This window comes from Aquabacter sediminis, from assembly GCF_028863665.1.
In the GTDB taxonomy this organism is placed as follows: Bacteria; Pseudomonadota; Alphaproteobacteria; order Rhizobiales; family Xanthobacteraceae; genus L1I39.
Window position 1 is genome coordinate 529,479 of sequence record NZ_JARBFX010000005.1, and the last position, 18,552, is coordinate 548,030.

The following is an 18,552-nucleotide window of genomic DNA, read 5'->3' on the forward strand; positions in this document are numbered from 1 at the left end:
GATGAGCGAGAGAGGGAGGACGGGCCGCGGCCCCAGGCGCTTGCCGGCGGCTCAGTCGGCCCAGCGAGGGAAATCGTAGAGGCGCGCCGGATTGTCCACGAGGACCTGTCGGCGAAGGTCGGGCGCGAGAAGATCGATCTGGTGTGCCAAATCCACGTCATCCGGCATGCCAGCCGACAGCTCCGTGTGCGGCCAGTCCGTCGCCCAGACGAGGCGGTCCGGCCGGTGTGAAAGCAGAGCCATCGTGAACGGCTTCAGGTCATCATAGGGATGCCCCCGGTGCGAAAGCCGATACGGCGCCGACATCTTCACCCAGAGGTCACCCGTCTCCAACAGGCGCAACACCGCGCCGAAGCGCGGATCATCCACCGGCCAGCGCGGATCCAGAAAGCCGAAATGATCGAGCACTAAAGGCACGGGGCATCTGGCAGCGAAGTCAGCCAGTTCCACCCCGCGCGCCAGTTCCACCTGCAATTGGAAATGCCAGCCCAGGGGCGCGATGCGCCGGGCGAGCAGCGTCGCGTCGTTCAAGGTCAGGCCACCGGGATTGCGCCGGTTGATCCGGATTCCGCGCACGCCCCTATCATGCAAGGCCTGAAGGGCGGAATCTGACACTCCGGGATCCACGACCGCGACGCCGCGCAGGCGCTCGGGCCGCTGAGCGAGGGCATCGAGGAGCGCGGTATTGTCGGCCCCGTAGACGCTCGGTTGGACCACCACGGCGCGGTCGATGCCGAGCGCCTGCATGATCTGCTCATAGTCGTCCAGCGTCACCGGCACGGGTGTGTAGCCGCGCTTCGGGCTCAGCGGAAAGCGGTCCACCGGGCCGAAGACATGCATGTGGCAGTCACAGCTGCCGGCGGGCAGAAGCCGCGCTCCGCCCGCCCCTGGTACGCGGGGCGGCAGGCAGGTGGGAGCCGCCCCGCTCATTCCTTCGCGCCGGGGTGGCGCACCAGGAAGTCGAAATCACACCCTTCGTCCGCCTGGAGAACGCTCTGCTGGAACAGCCGCGCATAGCCGCGTTCCGGCAAGGCGCGGGCCGGCAGAAGGGCAAGTTCCCCCCGGCGGCGCTCCAGTTCGTCCTCCGCCACCAGAAGGTCGATGCGCCGGCCCGCCACGTCGAGCCGGATCATGTCCCCGCTGCGCACCAGCGCAAGCGGCCCGCCAATGGCGGATTCGGGCGTGATGTGAAGCACAATGGTGCCGAACGCGGTGCCGCTCATGCGGGCATCCGAAATGCGCACCATGTCCTTCACACCCTGCCGCCCCAGCTTCTTCGGGATAGGCAGATAGCCCGCCTCCGGCATGCCCGGAGCGCCCTTGGGGCCGGTATTGCGCAGGACCAGGACATCGTCCGCAGTCACATCGAGATTGGGATCATCGATGCGGGCCGCCATGTCCACCACCGATTCGAACACCACCGCGCGGCCCGTGTGCTGGAGCAGCCGCTCGGTGGCCGCCGCCTGCTTCAGGATGGCGCCGCCGGGCGCAAGATTGCCCCGCAGCACCACCATGGAGCCTTCCCGCTTGATGGGAGAAGAGCGATCGCGGATGACATCCTGGCCGGGCACGTCCTCAGCCTCCGCCACCACATCGCGCAGCGTGCCGCCGGCCACGGTTGGGGTGTCGAGATCGATCAGTTCTCCCAGCTGCTTCAGCAGTTTGGGCACGCCGCCGGCATGGTGGAAGTGTTCCATGTAATGGGCGCCGGAAGGCTTCAGATCCACCAGAACCGGAACGTCGCGGCCGATCTCGTCCAAGCTCGCCAGCGACAGGGCGTGGGGTGTCCGGTTGGCGATGGCGGAAAGATGGATGATGCCGTTGGTGGAGCCGCCAATGGCCTGCATAACCACCATGGCATTGCGGAAGGCGGCGGGGGTGAGCAGTTCGCTCGGCCGCGGGCCGCCTTCCACCGCAAGCCGCGCGGCCACTTTGCCACTCGCCTCGGCAAGGCGCACGCGCTCCGCATGGGGCGCGGGAATGGTGGCGCTCATGGGCAGGGACAGGCCGAGCGTCTCGGTGATGCAAGCCATGGTGCTGGCCGTGCCCATGACCATGCAGGTGCCAACCGAGGGGGCAAGCCGGCCGTTGACGGTGTCAATCTCGGCCTCGTCGATCTCCCCCGCCCGGTGTGCGCTCCAGAGCCGCCGACAATCGGTGCAGGCGCCCAGCACTTCGCCGCGATGATGGCCCACCACCATGGGCCCCACGGGGACCACCACCGTGGGCAGATCCACGCTCGCCGCCGCCATGATTTGCGCCGGCAAGGTCTTGTCGCAGCCGCCGATCACCACCACCGCATCCATGGGCTGGGCGCGGATCATCTCCTCAGTGTCCATGGCCATGAGGTTTCGCAGGAACATGGACGTCGGGTGCGCGAAGCTCTCATGGATGGAGATGGTGGGGAACACCATGGGCATGGCACCCGCCAGCATCACGCCGCGCTTCACCGCCTCGATCAGTTGGGGCGCGTTGCCGTGGCAGGGATTGTAGTCGCTGTAGGTGTTGGTGATGCCGACGATGGGGCGGTCGAGGGCGTCGTCCGAATAGCCCATCGCCTTGATGAACGCCTTGCGCAGGAACAGCGCGAAGCCGTCGTCGCCGTAACTCGTCAAGCCTTTTCGCAATCCTCGGGCCATCCGCGCCTTCCTCGTGTCGATCATCGCCGACCTGGATGGCGACAATCTGCGCGGTATCGATCATTGTCAATAATGAATGCCGTTCAGGCGCATAAAGGATCGAAAATGCCGGATATGCGGAATCATTATTGACAATGTTGGCCACGACGCTCAGTCTCCCGGCAAAACCCACCCATAAGGGTCAAGACGGGAGCGAAGCGGATGAGGAGCATTCGAGGGACTGGTGCGGCGGCTATTCTGGCCATCGCCATGGGCTGGGCCGGGCATGCCGCCGCGGATCCCACCGAAATCACCATGTGGAGCAACTGGCCCGACGAGCCCGCCAAGAAGGAGTGGGTGACGGCCCGCGTGAAGGACTTCGAGGCGGCCAACAAGCAATGCACGGTGAAGCTGAGCTTCATCCCCAAGGCGGACATCTACACTCAGGCCAAGTCCGCCGTGCGCACCGGGCAGGCGCCCGACATTTTCTACATGGAGCCCGACCAGCCGGAATTCCTGGCCGGCGGCTTCCTGGAACCACTCGACGGCTATATCGATCTCAATGGTCTTGAAGACTGGGCAAAGCCCGCCTGGACCTCCAAGGGCAAGGTCTATGGCGTGCCGGTGGAGGCCTATACGGTCGAGCTTTACTATAACAAGGATCTGGTCAAGAAAGTCGGCGTGGATGTGCCGGCTTCCTTCCAACTCACGCAGGCCCAGTTCCTGGATCTCGTGAAGAAGGGCGTCGCCGCGGGCATCACGCCGGTGTCGCAAGGCGTGGGCGACCGCCCCTTTCCGGGTGGTCAGCTGCTGTTCGAGTCGCTCCTGCGAAAGCTCGGGCCGGACGATTACAAGAAGCTCTTGAGCGGCGAGTTGTCCTTCAAGGATCCTCGCGTCCAGCAGGTCATGACCTGGGTGAAGGAACTGGTGGATGCAGGCGCCTATCCCAAGAGCTTCTCAACCCTGAAGCTCGGCGAGTCCCATTTCTATTTCTACAATACGCCGGGCGCGCTGACCTTCCCTGATCCCAGCTGGTTTACGGGCCGCGCCTTCGCACCGCCGGAGAAGGGCGGCATGCCCGCGAACTTTCCGCTCGGCATCATGAAGTTCCCGGCCATGGACCAGGGGGCTTGCCCAAACTGCAAGACGCTGGCGGTAGCCGGCAGCTTTGTCATGTACTCCAAGGGCAAGAACAAGGATTGCGCCGGCGCGCTCCTGAAATCCATGGCGACCGCCGAGAACGGCACCAAGTGGATCAGCGAAGTCTCGCTCCAAAGCGGCCTCAAGTCCGATCCCGCCAAGATCGTCAGCCCGCACAAGGCCTATTTCGACGAGCTGAACGCCCGCAACAAGGACGTGACCTACTTCTTCGGAACGCCGCTGCTCTATTACCGGGCCAAGTGCGCCGAAACCTATGTGCAGGTTATGAACAATGCCTTCCCCGCCGGCCTCATCAGCGTCGCCGATGCGGCGGACAAGATGGATGCCGCCTGCCTGAAGAAGTGAGCGATGCCCGACGTTCTCTCCTTGCAGACCTCGGCCAAGAGCGGGGAGGTGAAAGCCTCCTCGCGGGCCACCCTCGCCGATCCCCGGCGTGCCACGCGGCTCGTGCTGGCGATCTTTCTCGGGCCGGGGCTTCTGGTTTATTGCGGGCTGACGGCCTATCCCGCCTTCCGCACCATCTATGACAGCTTCTTCACCATCGAAGGCCTCGATGCCACCTTCGTGGGCCTGGCCAATTATCGCGACCTGATGGGCGACGAGACCTTCTGGGTGGCGGTGCGCAACACCTTCATCTGGTCTTTCGTGGCGCCAATTCTGGACGTGGCGACGGGGCTTTTGCTGGCCCTCGCCCTTTATGCGGGCGTGCCGTTCGCCCGCTTCCTGCGGGTGGCCTGGTTCACGCCCGTGCTCCTGTCCTATGTGGTGGTCGCGATCCTGTGGATGTGGATCTACAATTATGACTGGGGCATCCTGAATGTGATGCTGCGGGCGGTGGGCCTCGGCGCCCTCGCATCTTCCTGGCTCGGCGATCCCAACCTCGCGCTCGGCTCGGTCATCGTGACCCATGCCTGGAAATGGGCCGGCTTCAACATGGTGGTGTGCCTTGCGGCCATCCACTCCCTGCCCAAGGAAGTGCTGGAGGCCGCCGACCTCGACAATTGCGGCTGGGGCGCGAAGCTGCGCTACATCATCATTCCCATGCTGCGGCCGACGCTGCTCAGCCTCTATATCCTGTCTTTCATCGGCAAGATGAAGGTGTTCGACCTGGTCTGGATCATGACGCAGGGCGGTCCGCTCTGGGCCACCGAGACCGTCTCCACCTACGTCTATAAGCGCGCCTTCAACTGGAACACCTTCGACCTCGGCTATCCCTCGGCCATTGCGACGGTGTGGTTCCTGGTGGTTTGCGCCTCGGTGATCCTCCTCAACCGCGTGCTCGGCTCGCGCGAGCGGCTGGAGTATTGAGATGTCCGCTACACACGCCATCCGTGAGGGCCGGGCGCCCCTGCCGCGCCTGTTCTCGCGGGGCATTCTCGGCCTCGTCCTGGCGATCTACACGATCTATCAGCTTGGCCCTTTCCTGTGGCTGGCCACCATGTCGGTGCGGACCACCGCCGAGATCAGCGCCGATCCCTATGCCTTTCCGACCCGCTTTCATTTCGACCAGTTCCGCACCGCCTGGGTGGATTCCGCCTTCGCCACCTATTTCTGGAATTCAGCCCTGGTGGTTGTGGGCGCGGTGGCAGTGGTGACCCTCATCGGGGCGGCGGCGGCCCATGCACTCGCCCGCTATCGCTTCCGGGGCAACCGGCTGATCTATGGGGTGCTGTTCTCCTCCATCATCTTCCCGCCGCAGATCACGCTGATCTCGCTCTACCAGATCCTGGTAGAGTATAATCTCTACAATAGCCTGTTCGGGCTGGCGCTGGTCTATGTCTCCCTTCAACTGCCGCTGACGGTCTATCTGCTGGAGGGCTTCTTCGCCCGCATCCCGCAGGACCTGTTCGATGCTGCCAAGATGGATGGCTATGGCGACCTGGAGATTTTCTGGCGCATCGTCCTGCCGGTGGGCATGCCGGCGATCGCCACCACCTTGATCTTGAACTTCATCCAGCTTTGGAACGAGTTTCTGTTCGCCGTGGTGCTGATCACCGATCCCGACAAGCGCACCTTGCCCATCGGCATCCGCGCCTTCATGGGCGATCATTTCCAGGACATCGGCATGATCGCCACGGGCGTCATGATCTCGGTCATCCCGGTCATCGTCGCCTACGTTTTCTTCTCCGAAAAGCTCATCCGCGGCATGACCGCCGGCGCGATCAAGTGAGGCTCCCATGGCCGTTGTGAAACTGGACAAGATCGTCAAGCGCTACGGGCTCATGGGGCCGACTGTGGTGGAGAATGTGGACCTGACCATTGCCGATGGCGAGTTCATGGTCCTTCTGGGCCCCTCCGGCTGCGGCAAGTCCACGACGCTGCGCATGATTGCGGGGCTGGAGACCATTTCCGGTGGCACACTCTCCATCGATGGCCGCGTTGTGAACGACGTGCCCGCCAAGGATCGGGACATCGCCATGGTGTTCCAGTCCTATGCGCTCTATCCGCATATGAGCGTCGCCGAGAACCTCGCCTTCGGCTTGCGTCGGCGCTCCTTTGCCACGGCCGAGGTCGAGCGGCGTGTGGCCGAGGTGGCCACTTTGCTCGGTCTTTCTCCGCTCCTTTCACGCAAGCCAAGTGCCCTTTCCGGTGGCCAGCGCCAGCGCGTGGCACTGGGGCGGGCCATGGTGCGCGAGCCGCAGGTGTTCCTGTTCGACGAGCCGCTCTCCAACCTCGATGCGGCGCTGCGCGTCAACACCCGCAGCGAGATCATCAAGCAGCATCACCGCCTCGGCTCCACCATGATCTACGTCACCCACGATCAGGTGGAGGCCATGACCATGGGCACCCGCATCTGCGTGATGAATGCGGGAAAGGTTGCTCAGATCGGCGCGCCGCTCGAGGTTTACTGGCAGCCGGCCAACACCTTTGTCGCCCGCTTCCTCGGCTCGCCGCCTATGAACCTCATGACCGCCCGCATCGCCGCCGGCGCGGGCCGGGCGCACAGCCCGGCGCTGGATGCGCCGCTCATCCGTTGGAGCGATGCCACCCTCGCCGCCCATGACGGGCGCGAAGGCGTGATCGGCGTGCGGGCCGAGGACATGATGGTCGACCCGGCGGGCCTTGAGGGCGCGCCCTTCGGCACGGTGCGGGGGCGGACCATCGCTGTCGAGCCGCTGGGTGCCGAGACCCTCCTGCTGCTCGAACTGCCCGGCGGCGGCGAGATCACCGCGCGCCTTCCGCGCCATGTGACCTCGGTGCCGGACGAGGCGGTGACCCTCTATTTCCGCGCTGATGCCGCTTATCTGTTTGATGGTCAGACCGGCGATGCCGTTTCCATGCGCGAAGCCGGCGCGGACGCTGTACGTGCGGCGGTCCAGCGGAGGACCCATTGATGGGCGCGCCACTTAAGGTCGGCCTCATCGGCGCGGGCTGGGTGACACAGCACCATTTAAAGGGCTGGGCGACCCTGCCTGATGCGGCGTGCGTGGTTGCCATCGCCGATCCTTCACGGCCGCACGCTGAGGAGCGCGCGGCTGCCTACGGCATTTCCGCTGTGTTCGACAGCGCGGAGGCGATGCTGGCCGCCGGTAGCCTCGATGCGGTGGACATCGCCGCGCCACGGGCGGTGCATGCGGATCTGGTGCGGCTGGCGGCGGACCATGGCCTGCCCATCCTGTGCCAGAAGCCGCTGGCGCCCACGCTTGCGGAGGCGGAGCAGCTGATTGTCGACATTGCCGATCGCGTGCCCCTCATGGTGCACGAGAACTGGCGGTTTCGAGCCTATTACCGCAAGGCGGCGGAATGGTTGCGGGCGGGCCGCATCGGGACCGTGCGCGCGGCCCATCTCTCGCTCATCACCTCCGGCACCGTGCCGGATGCGGAGGGCCGGCTCATGGCCCTGGAGCGCCAGCCCTTCATGCGCACGGAGCGGCGCATGCTGGTGGCGGAGGTGCTGATCCACCATCTCGATACCCTGCGCATGCTGCTCGGCCCCCTCACAGTGAAGGCCGCGGCCCTCAGCCGTACCTGCCCCGACATGGCCGGCGAGGATGGCGCGGTGATCCAGTTGGAAACCGCCTCCGGCGCTGGCGTCGGTGTCTTCGCCACTTTCGCGGCCCATGGTTCGCCGGCCCAGCAGAGCGACCGGCTCATGGTGCTGGGCGATCAAGGGACGCTGCGGCTGGATGGGACCGAGCTCAGCCTGGTGGGTCCGCAGCCCGAGCACGTCGCCTATGAGAGCGAGGCCACTTATGCCGGTTCCTATGCGGCGGCCATCGCCCATTTCGTTCACGGCGTGAGAACCGGCGCGCCGTTCGAGACCGGGGCGCTGGACAATCTTGAAACGCTGCGGCTGGTGGAGGATTGCTACCGCCTCTCAGGCTTCGAGACGCGCAACGGATCTGTCCCATGAGCGAGCCATCCCTTTCCCCGTCGCGGGCGGACGAACAGGCCGAAGTCCTGCGCCGCCTGGAGGACGACATCATCTTCGGCCGGCTGGCGCCGGGCGCGCGGCTCGTCGAGGACAATCTGATGGCCCGCTACGGGGCCTCGCGGCATTATATCCGTCAGGCCCTGGTGCAGCTGGAACGCACGGGTGTCGTGCGGCGCGAGAAGAATGTGGGGGCCACCGTCTGCTCCTATTCCGCGCAGGAAGTGGCCCAGATCTACCAGGTGCGGGAGATGCTGACGCGGCAGGCGGCGCTCTCCATCGCGCTGCCGGCGCCGCCGGACTTCATCGCCCGCCTCAAGGCCATCCAAGCGGATTATTGCCGGCACGCGGAAGCCGGCAATCTGCGCGGCATCCACGAAACCAACGACTTGTTCCACCTGACCCTGTTCTCCGGCTGCGGAAACCCGTATCTGGTGCGCACCCTGCAGGATTATATGGGATTGACCCTGCCCATGCGCGCCAAGAACCTCGCCGACCGGGAAGGGCTGGAACTCTCCCGCCGCCAGCATGACATCATGATTGAGCTTTTGCAGGGTACGGACCATTGGGCGCTGGCGCAGCTGTGCGTCGACCACATGCAATACAGCAAGGTGGATTATCTGGAGCGCACGGCGAACGGCCCCGCCAAGGGCCCGCTCCGGCTCGCCGATTGAGGCGGGGCGTCGCGCACTCTTTTCACGAAGGACGTGACTCATGGATCTTGGATTGAACGGCAAGGTGGCGCTGGTGCACGGCGCCGGTGGCGGCCTGGGCGGCGCCATGGCGAAGGCGCTTGCGGCGGAGGGGGCGCGGGTCGCGGTCGCCGGGCGCACGCTGGCCAATGTGGAGCGCACGGTGGCCGCCATCACCGAGGCGGGCGGCACTGCGTTGGCCCTGCAATGGGACCTTTCCGACCTCTCTGTGATCGAGGACCAGTTCAAGGCCATCGAGGCCCGGCTCGGGCCAGTGGATGTGCTGGTCAACAATACCGGCGGCCCTCCGCCCACCACCGCCGCCGGCCAGTCGCCGGACCTGTGGGCCAAGAGCTTCCAGCAGATGGTGCTCTCCGTCATTGCCATCACCGACCGAGCGCTGCCCGGCATGCGGGCCCGAAAGTGGGGGCGCATCATTACCTCCACCTCGTCCGGCGTGGTCTCGCCCATTCCCAATCTCGGCATTTCCAACGCGCTGCGCATGTCGTTGGTGGGCTGGTCGAAGACGCTGGCCCGGGAAGTGGCGCGGGATGGCGTGACCGCCAACATCGTGCTGCCCGGCCGCATCGCCACCGACCGCATCACCTTCCTGGACGAGCAAAAGGCCAAGCGCGAGGGCCGTGCGGTGGAAGAGGTGGCGGCCGAGAGCAATGCCGCCATTCCCATGGGCCGGTATGGCGATCCCAGCGAATATGGCGACGTGGTCGCGTTCCTCGCCAGCACCCGCGCCTCGTATCTCACCGGCTCCGTCATCCGCGTGGATGGCGGGCTGATCGCCAGCATCTGAAGGTGACTGCAATGGCTCTGACCGCCGAGGCCGCCGGCCTCTTCCCCATCGCTCCGACGCCCTTCCTGCCGGACGGCCGCATCGATGTGGCCTCCGTCGACACGCTCATGGCGCGCTACATGGCCGCTGGCGCCACCGGCGTGACCGTGCTTGGCATCATGGGCGAGGCGCCCAAGCTGGAGCCGGACGAGTCCCTCGACATCGCCTCCCGCTTCGTGACCGGAATGTCCGGCCTGCCGGTGATTGTCGGCGTGTCCGCCCCCGGCTTTGCCGCCATGCGCTCGCTGGCCCGCGCGGTGATGGACAAGGGCGCCGCCGGCGTGATGATCGCGCCCGTGCCCTCGCTGCGCACGGACGATCAGATCCTGACCTATTACCGCCAGGCCATCGAGGCCATCGGCGATGACATTCCGTTTGTGATCCAGGACTATCCGCTCACGCTCTCGGTGCAGATGACACCGAAGGTGATCCGCCAGATCGTTCAGGACCATCCCTCCTGCGTGATGCTGAAGCACGAGGACTGGCCGGGCCTCGACAAGATCTCCACCTTGCGCGGCTTCCAGAAGGACGGGTCCATGCGGCCCATCTCCATCCTCACCGGCAATGGCGGCCTGTTCCTCGATTTCGAGATGGAGCGCGGCGCCGACGGCGCCATGACCGGTTATGCCTTCCCCGAGATGCTGGCCGATGTGGTCCGCCTCCAGAAGGAAGGCGAGCGGGAGGCGGCGCACGATCTGTTCGATGCCCATTTGCCGCTGCTGCGCTACGAGCAACAGCAGGGGGTGGGCCTCGCCGTGCGCAAATATGTGATGATGCGACGCGGCTTTATCGCCTCGGACGCCCAGCGCAAGCCCGGCGGTACGCTCAATGCCGCGGCCCGCGCCGAGGTGGATTTCCTGCTTGAGCGCCTTGGCCGCAAGGACGCCCGCGCCCGGCTCTGACAGGGCAGGGCGGTTCATCGCCGCCCCGCTTCCTTGGGTGGAAGCGACCGCACGAATGACAGCGCGGCGACCATCAAACGCCGCGCGAAATTCTCGTCCGCGAAGGCATCCGGCGACACACGGATCCAGCCGGGCATGGGCCGGCCCTGCATGATCATGGGCTCCACGCCCTCGGCCTCCAGCGCCCAGACATCGTTTCCCTTGCCGAGACGAAGCAGCACGCCATCGGTGCGCGCGCCGCACAGCAGGTTGCCGTCGAGCAGCCAGGCCCAGCCGCCGAACATGGGGCCTTGCGTGAGCCCTGGCTCGCCCGCCACGAGGTCCCCGACCACCTCTTCCAGCCCCCTGTCCCGCGCCATCCCCGCCCCCTTCGCTCCGCTTCCGCCATGGTGGCCCAATCCCGGCGGCGCTTCACCGGCTTTCTGACGGCGCCCTCATTCGCGGCCGGAACCGGGCTCGGCCATCTTGCGATGCTGCTCGGCGAGCGTCCCCGCGGGCATGACATTGGCGAGCGCCGCCTGAATGCGGTTCTTCCACCCGGCCACCACGTCGCCTTCGCCCGACATCATGGCGTCGAAGCCGGCGCGGGCCACGTCCTGCGGGCGATCCTTCTTGTCCTGGCCCACCTTGGTGTCAATGAGGTCCGCCCGCTGGAAGAACTCGGTCTGGGTCGGGCCCGGCATCAGGCAGGTGACGGTGATGCCGCTGTCCTTCAGTTCGTTGCGCAAGGCCCATGAGAAGGAATCGATGAAGGCCTTGGTGCCATTATAGACCGCCTGGAAGGCGCCTGGCATGAAGCCGGCGATAGAACCAGTGATGAGGATGCGGCCGAAGCCTTGCGCCCGCATGACATTGCCGAGGCGGTGCAGCAGATAGAGCGTGCCGGTGACATTGGTGTCCACACATGCCGGGCGTCCTTGAAATCCTGGTCCAGGAAGGCCTTGCCAAGGCCATGGCCGGCATTGGCGCACAGGATCTCGATAGGTTGGCCGGTGCCCGCCACAAGATCGCACAGGCGGTCCACCCCTTGCGGGGTCGAGAGGTCGACCAGGAGGGCATGGACCGTGACGCCCGTGCCCTTCAGCGCGCCGGCCGCGCTCTCGATGCCCGGCTCATCGGCGGCAATGACGAGATCGTGGCCCGCCGCGGCGCACAGCTGCGCCAGCTCATAGCCGATGCCGGAGGAGGCACCGGTCACCACGGCAAGCCCGGTCCCGGCAGAGCGCGCGACGGTCATGTCGTGTCCTTTCATGGCTTGAGAACGACTTTGATGCAGCCGTCCTCCTTGTCGCGGAAGGTGCGGTAGAGGTCGGGGCCATCCTCCAGCCCCGCCTGGTGGGTGATGACGAAGGAGGGGTCGAACGTGCCGTCCTCGATCAGCTTCAGGAGCCGCGGCAGATAGCGCTGCACGGGCGTCTGGGCCATGCGGAAGGTCAGGCCGCGATTGATGGCCGAGCCCATGGGGATCTTGTCCAGGAAGCCGCCATAGACGCCGACAATGGAGACCACGCCGAAGTTCCGGCAGCACTGAATCGCCTGGCGCAGCACATGGGGCCGGTCCGTGCCCATGAAGGTCGCCACCTTGATGCGATCAATGCGGGCATAGAGGGAGGAGGAGGCATCCGCCTCCGTGCCCACCGCATCGATGCAGGCATCCGCGCCGCGCCCCTTGGTGAGCTCGCGGATGCGCTCGTAGATGTCCTCTTCCAGGAAATCGAGGGTTTCCGCGCCGCCGGCGCGCGCCAAGGCGAGGCGTTCGGGCACCGTGTCGATGGCGATCACGCGCTCGGCGCCGAGCAGAAAGGCGCTGCGGATGGCCATCTGGCCCACCGGGCCGCAGCCCCAGATGGCGATGGTCTCCCCGCCTTTGATGTCGCAGAATTCTGCGCCCATATAGCCGGTGGGGAAGATGTCCGAGAGGAACAGCACCTGCTCGTCGGTGAGGCCCTCCGGCACCTTGATGGGCCCGGAATCGGCGAAGGGCACGCGTAGATATTCCGCTTGTCCGCCCGAATATCCCCCCAGCATGTGCGAGTAGCCAAAGAGCCCCGCGGGCGAATAGCCCCACATCTTCTCGGCCATCTGGTGGTTTGGGTTGGAGCGCTCGCAGCCCGAATAGAAGCCGCGCTGGCAGAAGAAGCACTGGCCGCATGCGATGGTGAAGGGCACCACGACGCGGTCGCCCACCTTCAGCGCGGTGTTGTCCCTGCCCACCTCCACCACCTCGCCCATGGTCTCGTGGCCGAGCACGTCGCCATGCTCCATCGATGGGATCACGCCGTCATAGATGTGCACGTCGGAGCCGCAGATGGCGCAGGCTGTGACCTTGATGATGGCATCGCGCGAATCTTCGATGCGTGGATCGGGCACCTGCTCGCAGCGTATGTCGCCCTTGCCGTGAAAGGTCAGCGCCTTCATGTGCGTCTCCGGAGCTTGGCGGGTGTCCCCCGCTCCGAAGAGGCCCGTGCGGCGCGGGCGGGGATGCTCCAGGAACCGCCCGCCGGCCCCGTTGTTCCTCCAGCCGCGCTTGATGATTTGCAAGCCCCGCCAAGGTCTGGCTGGCAAAAGGGCAGGGCGCGCGCAATGGCAGCGGGCGTCGGCTTGGCGATGGCGGGCACCGCGAAGCTGGCGGGATCTCCCCGGCGCGCGGCAAGCCGCGCAGCGCGAAGGTGATTGCGCCGTCTTTTCTGAAAGGGCCGACTTGGCAGCTGAAACGAGTGGCTGGGGGACCTGGATTCGAACCAGGATTAACGGAGTCAGAGTCCGCGGTTCTACCGTTGAACTATCCCCCAACGGTGCTGTGCCGGGCGGGTTTGGGCCGCGCGCTGCAAGCGAGGCGCTCCTATACGCAATTCGATGCGGGCGGTCCAGAGGGGTGGTGAAGTTTTCCACACGCCACCGGGCCGCCGGGAGACGGTTCCTGGTATACGGCATCCGCAATGGTGCCATGCACAATCGGCCATGTTGCAATGCACTATCTTCCCCTATGTTAGGGGCCAGTTGATGGAGGCACACATGACCACGATGACCGCACACCACCACGGCGCCGAGCGTCTTTTCGGCCGGTTCGGTGCGATCGTGTCCGACTTCGTTGCCGCCGTGCGCGAGGCCCGCGAGATGAACGCGCGCTACGAGAACCTGACCCGCCTGTCCAATACCGAACTCTCCCGGATCGGCCTGAGCCGCGAGGGAATTCCGCAGGCGGTTGTCAACGGCCGCTGAGGCGGTTGGACACCGATTGGATTTGAAGCGGGCGGCGTTTCTCGTGCCCGCTTCCCGGGGGCTGACCCTCAGGGCCGGCCCCCGCTCTTCCCCCGTCCAGATCTTCGCGCCTGAGCGCGGGCGGTCTGGCGGTCTTTGATTGGCTTGCGCCCCTTTTGGGTCCTGCCAGGTCCACAGAGCTTCGCCGGCGGCTTTGCCCGCGCCCGCTTTGTGGTGCACGGCACGCATCAGCGCATGCCCCCTCGTGCATTGGCGACACGCGAGCGCGCGGCGTCGGTCCGGGTTGGTCTTTTCCCTTCCGCTCTCTTTTCCGCCTGCCACCTTCCCTTTCGTGCCAGGCGATGTCCGTACGTGTGCGGCCTGTGCCGCGCCTTCGGTGTGCCGGCATGGGAGCTGTGGCGCCTCCAGGTCCCCGTCGACGAGATCGAGCGGATCTGAGCGATCTGAGGCGTGGGAGCGTCTGTGCGGCGCCGCATCTTGGTGTGGCTCTCCATGCCGCGCCTCATGCGCCTCGCCTTCCGTCCTGTGGTGCCGCTGCGGCCTTCTCGCCGTGCATCTGACCGGGGAGTGCTTCCGTCCCGCTCCGGCTCTGCTTGCCGGCCTCGTGCTGCGGCGACGGGGCAGTGGAACTGCGGGACCATCGGCGCGAAGCGTGAGTGAGGGCAGGGCTCTCAGTCCGCCCTTGCAACCTTGTGCGCCCGCAGCGTGCCGGCTTTGATGTCTCCCCATCGCCCCCTCTTTGTTCCAGGTCTCTCCGCGCTTCCGTTTGCGCCTTGCCCCTGCCTTCCCTCCCATCTCCCTCCGCTGCCCCCTCCCATCCCTTCCCGCCTGCCCCCTCCGTAACTTTGCCCCGCGCCTGCCCCCTCCCTAACCCTCCCCCGCTTCGCGGGAGAGGGGGACTTTGGCGGGTCCGGTCGGGGCGGTGTTTTGCCCGTCATGGCCGCAGTTATCCGCACCTCTCCCCCAGCGCTACAGGCCCCCTCTCCCGCGAAGCGGGGGAGGGCAGGGGAGGGGGCAAGGACGCCACGCCACGAGCAAGCCGCCCCTCTGACGCCCCCAGCACAAACATCCCCGCCAAAGGCAGGGTGGAGGGATGCGGGAGCGGCCGGCGCGCGGCGGCGCGCCGTAGAAGTGTGGGATGAGGTGTAGCCGGGCTCCGTCCGCTCCCGCGCGGGGATTTATGGCCTCGGCCCTGCGCCGCGTGGGCAACAGGTTCTCCCATCAGCACCGGCCGAACCAGAACCGGATCGGTGCGCCTGGGCCTTCAGCCTCCTCTGCTAACGGAAACGGAGTGCGTTATTCCCCGCCCCGTCGGACACCCGCCCCCGACACCACCCGTCAGGCCGCTCCGGACGCGCCCCTCCTTGGTGCCAGGTGAGGACACCATAGCAGAGTGGATCGCAAATAGGAATATCATCTAGTATTTTTTCCTAAACACACACCCGTGCCGTGGCTCGCGGCAAGGACGCGAGCTCCGCGAATCTCTCCCTCCTGCACTGGGCCGCCGGACGTGGACGCTACCGCTTCAGTCTCCGGGTGCCCTGTGGAAAAGTGAAATGTCCTATAACTATTTGATTTAATTGAAAAATATAGACTATCTCCGGCTGCCGCGAGCCGGTTTCTTCGTCGCCTTCCGATAAAACCGAAAGAGGGGTGTTGCAATCGCCTCCAGCATTTGGCAATAGAACGCACCGCCGGCCGAGACATCGGGTCGGCAGATGGATGCGGGTGTAGCTCAGGGGTAGAGCACAACCTTGCCAAGGTTGGGGTCGAGGGTTCGAATCCCTTCGCCCGCTCCAAATTTCTCTAGAAAATCGAATGGCTTGCAGAATTCCCGCCTTCGGGCGGAGGCTGGCGTTTGGCAGCCGTTAGGCACCTGTGAGGCACGCGGATGAATCTGGCGCGTCGGGTGGCTCAAGCGGGCTCCAGCGGAAATGCACGCGGTTGACGTTTCCGCCTCAGCGGGCATCTGCATGGTAGAGCCACCCGCTAGAACCGCATCGCATCTGCTCGACGGGTCGGGCACCCAACAAAGCCGGGGGCATAGCGATTTCATTGCGGGTGGGGAGGATGCAAAGAGCCCGATATTCGGCGGGTTCGACAGGATTCCGTCCGCGGCGCAGCACGTAGCGTGCGACGACAGGTTAAGGGCGAAATTGCTGTGCAGTGATCGGAAGCGGCATAGGGAGCCTCCGCCTCACGGCTTGAAACAATGCTCCCTGTGCCAGCGCAGGAAATGAGGATGGGGTCGCTCGATCAACCTGCGTGGCGCGATGGCGCGGCCGTCTTTGTTGATGAAGGCGCGCACGCCGTCGGCATCGTTGGTCTGCCGGGAAATGAGGATGTCCAGATCATCCGAGAGGCTGATCAGTCCGCGATCGAACATCCAGTGCGCCGTGCCCGACAGCGCCAGCCCGTTGCTAACGATGTCGGGGCCATTCGCTTCCACCGGGCGGATATGCGCCGCGGCCACCTCGGCACGCCCGCCGCCATTGATCAGCTTCAGCCCGCTGATGGCGCAGCGCTCGTCATAGGCGCGCAGCACGACGCGCCGGAAGATGCGGTCGCGGACGATGCGAGAGGACAGAGTGTTGACGCGCTCGCGGGGCGGCTCGAACACGAATGGCGCCTGTTCTTCTTCAAAACCTGAGAGGGACGCTCCCTCGTCGACGCGGGGCAGCAGCGGCTCGCTATCATTCAGTCCGAGAGTGACGATCCGGTTGAAATCGTCCGGCGAGAGCGGACGCACGGCGGCTTGCGCACGCCCTGAAATATGCGCCCGTCCGCGTTCAGCACACCGCGCTCGACCACGCCATCCGCATCGGTGAAAGGCACCGGGCTGGCAAAATCGAGATAGCTGCCTGGTTTGATGAGAGCGAGATACATGCCCGGAGCGGTGGGATCAGGGACGACGCGCTCGACCCTGGCGATCGCGAAATAGCCCCGGGTCTCCGCCACTTTCCGGGGTTCGTAATAAACGATCCAGTCGCCGACGCAGGCCTCGACGCGTCCCAGATATGGGCGCGGGAACTGATACCGTACAGCCGGGCTGTCGTCATAGATCGAGTCCGAGCGGTGAATGAAGACGCCGAATCCCATGTGCCATCCCTGATCCCCATTCGATCGTAGCGCACAATGGGTATCATTCGGCAGCAGGTGGACCTTTCACCCCTTGGTCGCGCGCGTCACGTTATCGACCCGGCATCACGCTCTCAGTCTCCTTCGCGCTGCCATGAGCGATAGGACAGCTATCTATCAATCGCAATTCCGCTATTATGTGAGCGATAGAAAGGAATTCTATCGCTCATGGCTTGGAACTGGACCCAGCACGGCTGGCCGCATTTTGCCTATGATCCGGTTGCCCTCGAACCGCTGGAGCGGCGGTTCCTGCTGCTGACCGGCGAGGTGATCGGCGCGGTCCGGCATGTGAGCGATGACGAGCGGGACCTGCTGCGGATCGAACTCCTCAGTGACGAGGCCGTCAAGACCAGCGCGATTGAAGGAGAGACGCTGGATCGCCTCAGCGTGCAATCCTCTCTGCGCCGTCAGCTCGGCCTCGACACCGACAATCGCAACGTGAAGCCGAAAGAGCGGGGCATCGCAGAGATGATGGTCGATCTCTATCGGAGCTGGGCCGATCCCCTCGACGGCGATACGCTGTTCCGCTGGCACCGCATGCTGATGGCGGACAGCTGGCACTTGGAGACGATCGGCGGATATCGTCGCCATGAAGACGCGATGCAGATCGTATCCGGCCGCCAGGATCGGCCGACCGTGCATTTCGAGGCGCCGCCATCCTCTCGGGTTCCGGACGAGATGGCCGCCTATCTCACCTGGTTCAATGGCTCGGCCCCGAACGGCGACAATCCCCTGCCGGCACTCACCCGGGCCGGGATCGGCCATCTCTATTTCGAGAGCATCCATCCCTTCGAGGACGGAAACGGCCGCATCGGACGAACCGTCGCGGAAAAATCCCTCGCCCAGAACATCGGGCAACCGACGCTGATCGCGCTCGCCCATACCATAGAGCAGCATCGCAAGGCCTATTACGATCAGCTCGAGGTCCATCAGCGGACGCTCGATGTCACGGACTGGCTGGTCTATTTTGCCGAAACGATCATCGCGGCCCAGCAGACGACGCTCGGCCGCGTCGCCTTCCATATCGCCAAGGCACATTTTTACGATCGCTTCCGCGACAAGCTGAACGAACGGCAGGAGAAGGTGATCGCCCGTCTCTTCCGTGAGGGCCCCGGCGGCTTCACGGGAGGCCTGAGCGCGGAGAACTACCTCGCGATCACCGGCACCTCGCGCCCCACCGCCACACGCGACCTACACGATCTGGTCGAGAAAGGGGCACTGACCCGAACTGGCGAACGTCGCTACACGCGATACCACCTGAACCTGCAGAGTGCGGGCTGATTGTTGCGGGCGGCAACGTCAGTGGTGCAACCGCTTTGTCCTTTCGATCGCCCTTGGGGCATCCACTTCAAAGGATGCGCCAGTTGCGGACCTTGCCAAGAGCGGCTCTGAACGTCCGGTATGGGGCCGAGGCTGTGTGAAAACCCCTGATGATGCTATGATCTGGCACTGCTTCGGGGGTGCCAGATGGGACGTTTCGTTGAAGCTGCTGACCGCCACCAAGCAAGCTTTTTGCCGACGTGCCTGGAAGACTATGTGGATGCAGACAACCCGGTCCGCATCATTGACGCCTTCGTCGATGAACTCGATCTGGCCGAAC

14 protein-coding genes, 2 tRNA genes and 2 pseudogenes are annotated in these 18,552 nt (G+C 65.2%); 11 read left to right on the top strand and 7 right to left on the bottom strand.

What is annotated here, in order from left to right; all coding sequences use genetic code 11:
• Nucleotides 1-51 precede the first annotated feature (51 nt).
• Together PV781_RS13420 and PV781_RS13425 are read right to left on the bottom strand one after the other, a co-directional pair.
• Nucleotides 52-930: an amidohydrolase family protein gene (locus tag PV781_RS13420; protein ID WP_274776130.1), complete on the bottom strand. Its 879-nt coding sequence runs from the start codon at nucleotides 928-930 to the stop codon at nucleotides 52-54.
• On the bottom strand, nucleotides 927-2,639 hold the full coding sequence (locus PV781_RS13425) for an IlvD/Edd family dehydratase (RefSeq protein ID WP_274776131.1): 1,713 nt from the start codon (nucleotides 2,637-2,639) through the stop codon (nucleotides 927-929). The genes PV781_RS13420 and PV781_RS13425 overlap by 4 nt, the downstream gene beginning before the upstream one ends.
• 201 nt (nucleotides 2,640-2,840) lie before the next feature.
• Between PV781_RS13425 and PV781_RS13430 the strand changes: the two genes are divergently transcribed.
• From PV781_RS13430 to PV781_RS13465, 8 genes are read left to right on the top strand one after another with little or no spacing between them, the layout of a single operon-like run.
• A complete protein-coding gene (locus PV781_RS13430) occupies nucleotides 2,841-4,124 on the top strand; it encodes an ABC transporter substrate-binding protein (protein WP_274776132.1) in 1,284 nt (427 codons plus the stop codon).
• Between the two features lie 3 nt (nucleotides 4,125-4,127).
• Complete coding sequence (locus PV781_RS13435) at nucleotides 4,128-5,087, top strand: carbohydrate ABC transporter permease (protein ID WP_274776133.1); 960 nt, start codon at nucleotides 4,128-4,130, stop codon at nucleotides 5,085-5,087.
• Between the two features lies 1 nt (nucleotide 5,088).
• A complete protein-coding gene (locus PV781_RS13440) occupies nucleotides 5,089-5,949 on the top strand; it encodes a carbohydrate ABC transporter permease (protein WP_274776134.1) in 861 nt (286 codons plus the stop codon).
• A 7-nt stretch (nucleotides 5,950-5,956) separates the two neighbouring features.
• Complete coding sequence (locus PV781_RS13445; protein ID WP_274776135.1) at nucleotides 5,957-7,114, top strand: ABC transporter ATP-binding protein; 1,158 nt, start codon at nucleotides 5,957-5,959, stop codon at nucleotides 7,112-7,114.
• Nucleotides 7,114-8,133, top strand: a complete 1,020-nt coding sequence (locus tag PV781_RS13450; RefSeq protein WP_274776136.1) for a Gfo/Idh/MocA family protein — start codon at nucleotides 7,114-7,116, stop codon at nucleotides 8,131-8,133. The genes PV781_RS13445 and PV781_RS13450 overlap by 1 nt, the downstream gene beginning before the upstream one ends.
• Nucleotides 8,130-8,825: a GntR family transcriptional regulator gene (locus tag PV781_RS13455; protein WP_274776137.1), complete on the top strand. Its 696-nt coding sequence runs from the start codon at nucleotides 8,130-8,132 to the stop codon at nucleotides 8,823-8,825. Before PV781_RS13450 ends, PV781_RS13455 begins: the two co-directional genes overlap by 4 nt.
• A 40-nt stretch (nucleotides 8,826-8,865) precedes the next feature.
• Nucleotides 8,866-9,651 (top strand): SDR family oxidoreductase, encoded by a 786-nt coding sequence (locus PV781_RS13460; protein WP_274776138.1) that lies wholly within the window; start codon nucleotides 8,866-8,868, stop codon nucleotides 9,649-9,651.
• 11 nt (nucleotides 9,652-9,662) lie between these two features.
• Complete coding sequence (locus PV781_RS13465) at nucleotides 9,663-10,592, top strand: dihydrodipicolinate synthase family protein (RefSeq protein ID WP_274776139.1); 930 nt, start codon at nucleotides 9,663-9,665, stop codon at nucleotides 10,590-10,592.
• 14 nt (nucleotides 10,593-10,606) lie between these two features.
• Here the strand turns inward: PV781_RS13465 and PV781_RS13470 are convergent, their stop codons facing one another.
• The 4 genes and pseudogenes from PV781_RS13470 to PV781_RS13485 form a co-directional block, all read right to left on the bottom strand.
• Entirely contained in the window at nucleotides 10,607-10,951 is a 345-nt protein-coding gene (locus PV781_RS13470) for a TfoX/Sxy family protein (RefSeq protein WP_274776140.1), read from the bottom strand.
• 75 nt (nucleotides 10,952-11,026) lie between these two features.
• Nucleotides 11,027-11,829 (bottom strand): annotated as a pseudogene (locus tag PV781_RS13475) (SDR family NAD(P)-dependent oxidoreductase).
• 11 nt (nucleotides 11,830-11,840) lie between these two features.
• Nucleotides 11,841-13,010 (bottom strand): zinc-dependent alcohol dehydrogenase, encoded by a 1,170-nt coding sequence (locus tag PV781_RS13480; RefSeq protein WP_274776141.1) that lies wholly within the window; start codon nucleotides 13,008-13,010, stop codon nucleotides 11,841-11,843.
• 300 nt (nucleotides 13,011-13,310) lie between these two features.
• A tRNA-Gln gene (locus PV781_RS13485) sits at nucleotides 13,311-13,384 on the bottom strand.
• A gap of 223 nt (nucleotides 13,385-13,607) precedes the next feature.
• Here PV781_RS13485 and PV781_RS13490 point away from each other — a divergent pair.
• Nucleotides 13,608-13,814 carry a hypothetical protein gene (locus PV781_RS13490; protein ID WP_274776142.1) on the top strand — a complete coding sequence of 69 codons (207 nt, stop codon included), beginning with the start codon at nucleotides 13,608-13,610 and terminating at the stop codon, nucleotides 13,812-13,814.
• A 1,724-nt stretch (nucleotides 13,815-15,538) separates the two neighbouring features.
• A tRNA-Gly gene (locus PV781_RS13495) sits at nucleotides 15,539-15,613 on the top strand.
• Between the two features lie 398 nt (nucleotides 15,614-16,011).
• On the opposite strand, the pseudogene PV781_RS13500 reads toward PV781_RS13495, so the two are convergent.
• Nucleotides 16,012-16,913 (bottom strand): annotated as a pseudogene (locus PV781_RS13500) (HNH endonuclease).
• A gap of 207 nt (nucleotides 16,914-17,120) precedes the next feature.
• Here PV781_RS13500 and PV781_RS13505 point away from each other — a divergent pair.
• On the top strand, nucleotides 17,121-18,233 hold the full coding sequence (locus PV781_RS13505; RefSeq protein ID WP_274776143.1) for a Fic family protein: 1,113 nt from the start codon (nucleotides 17,121-17,123) through the stop codon (nucleotides 18,231-18,233).
• Nucleotides 18,234-18,552: the final 319 nt, after the last annotated feature.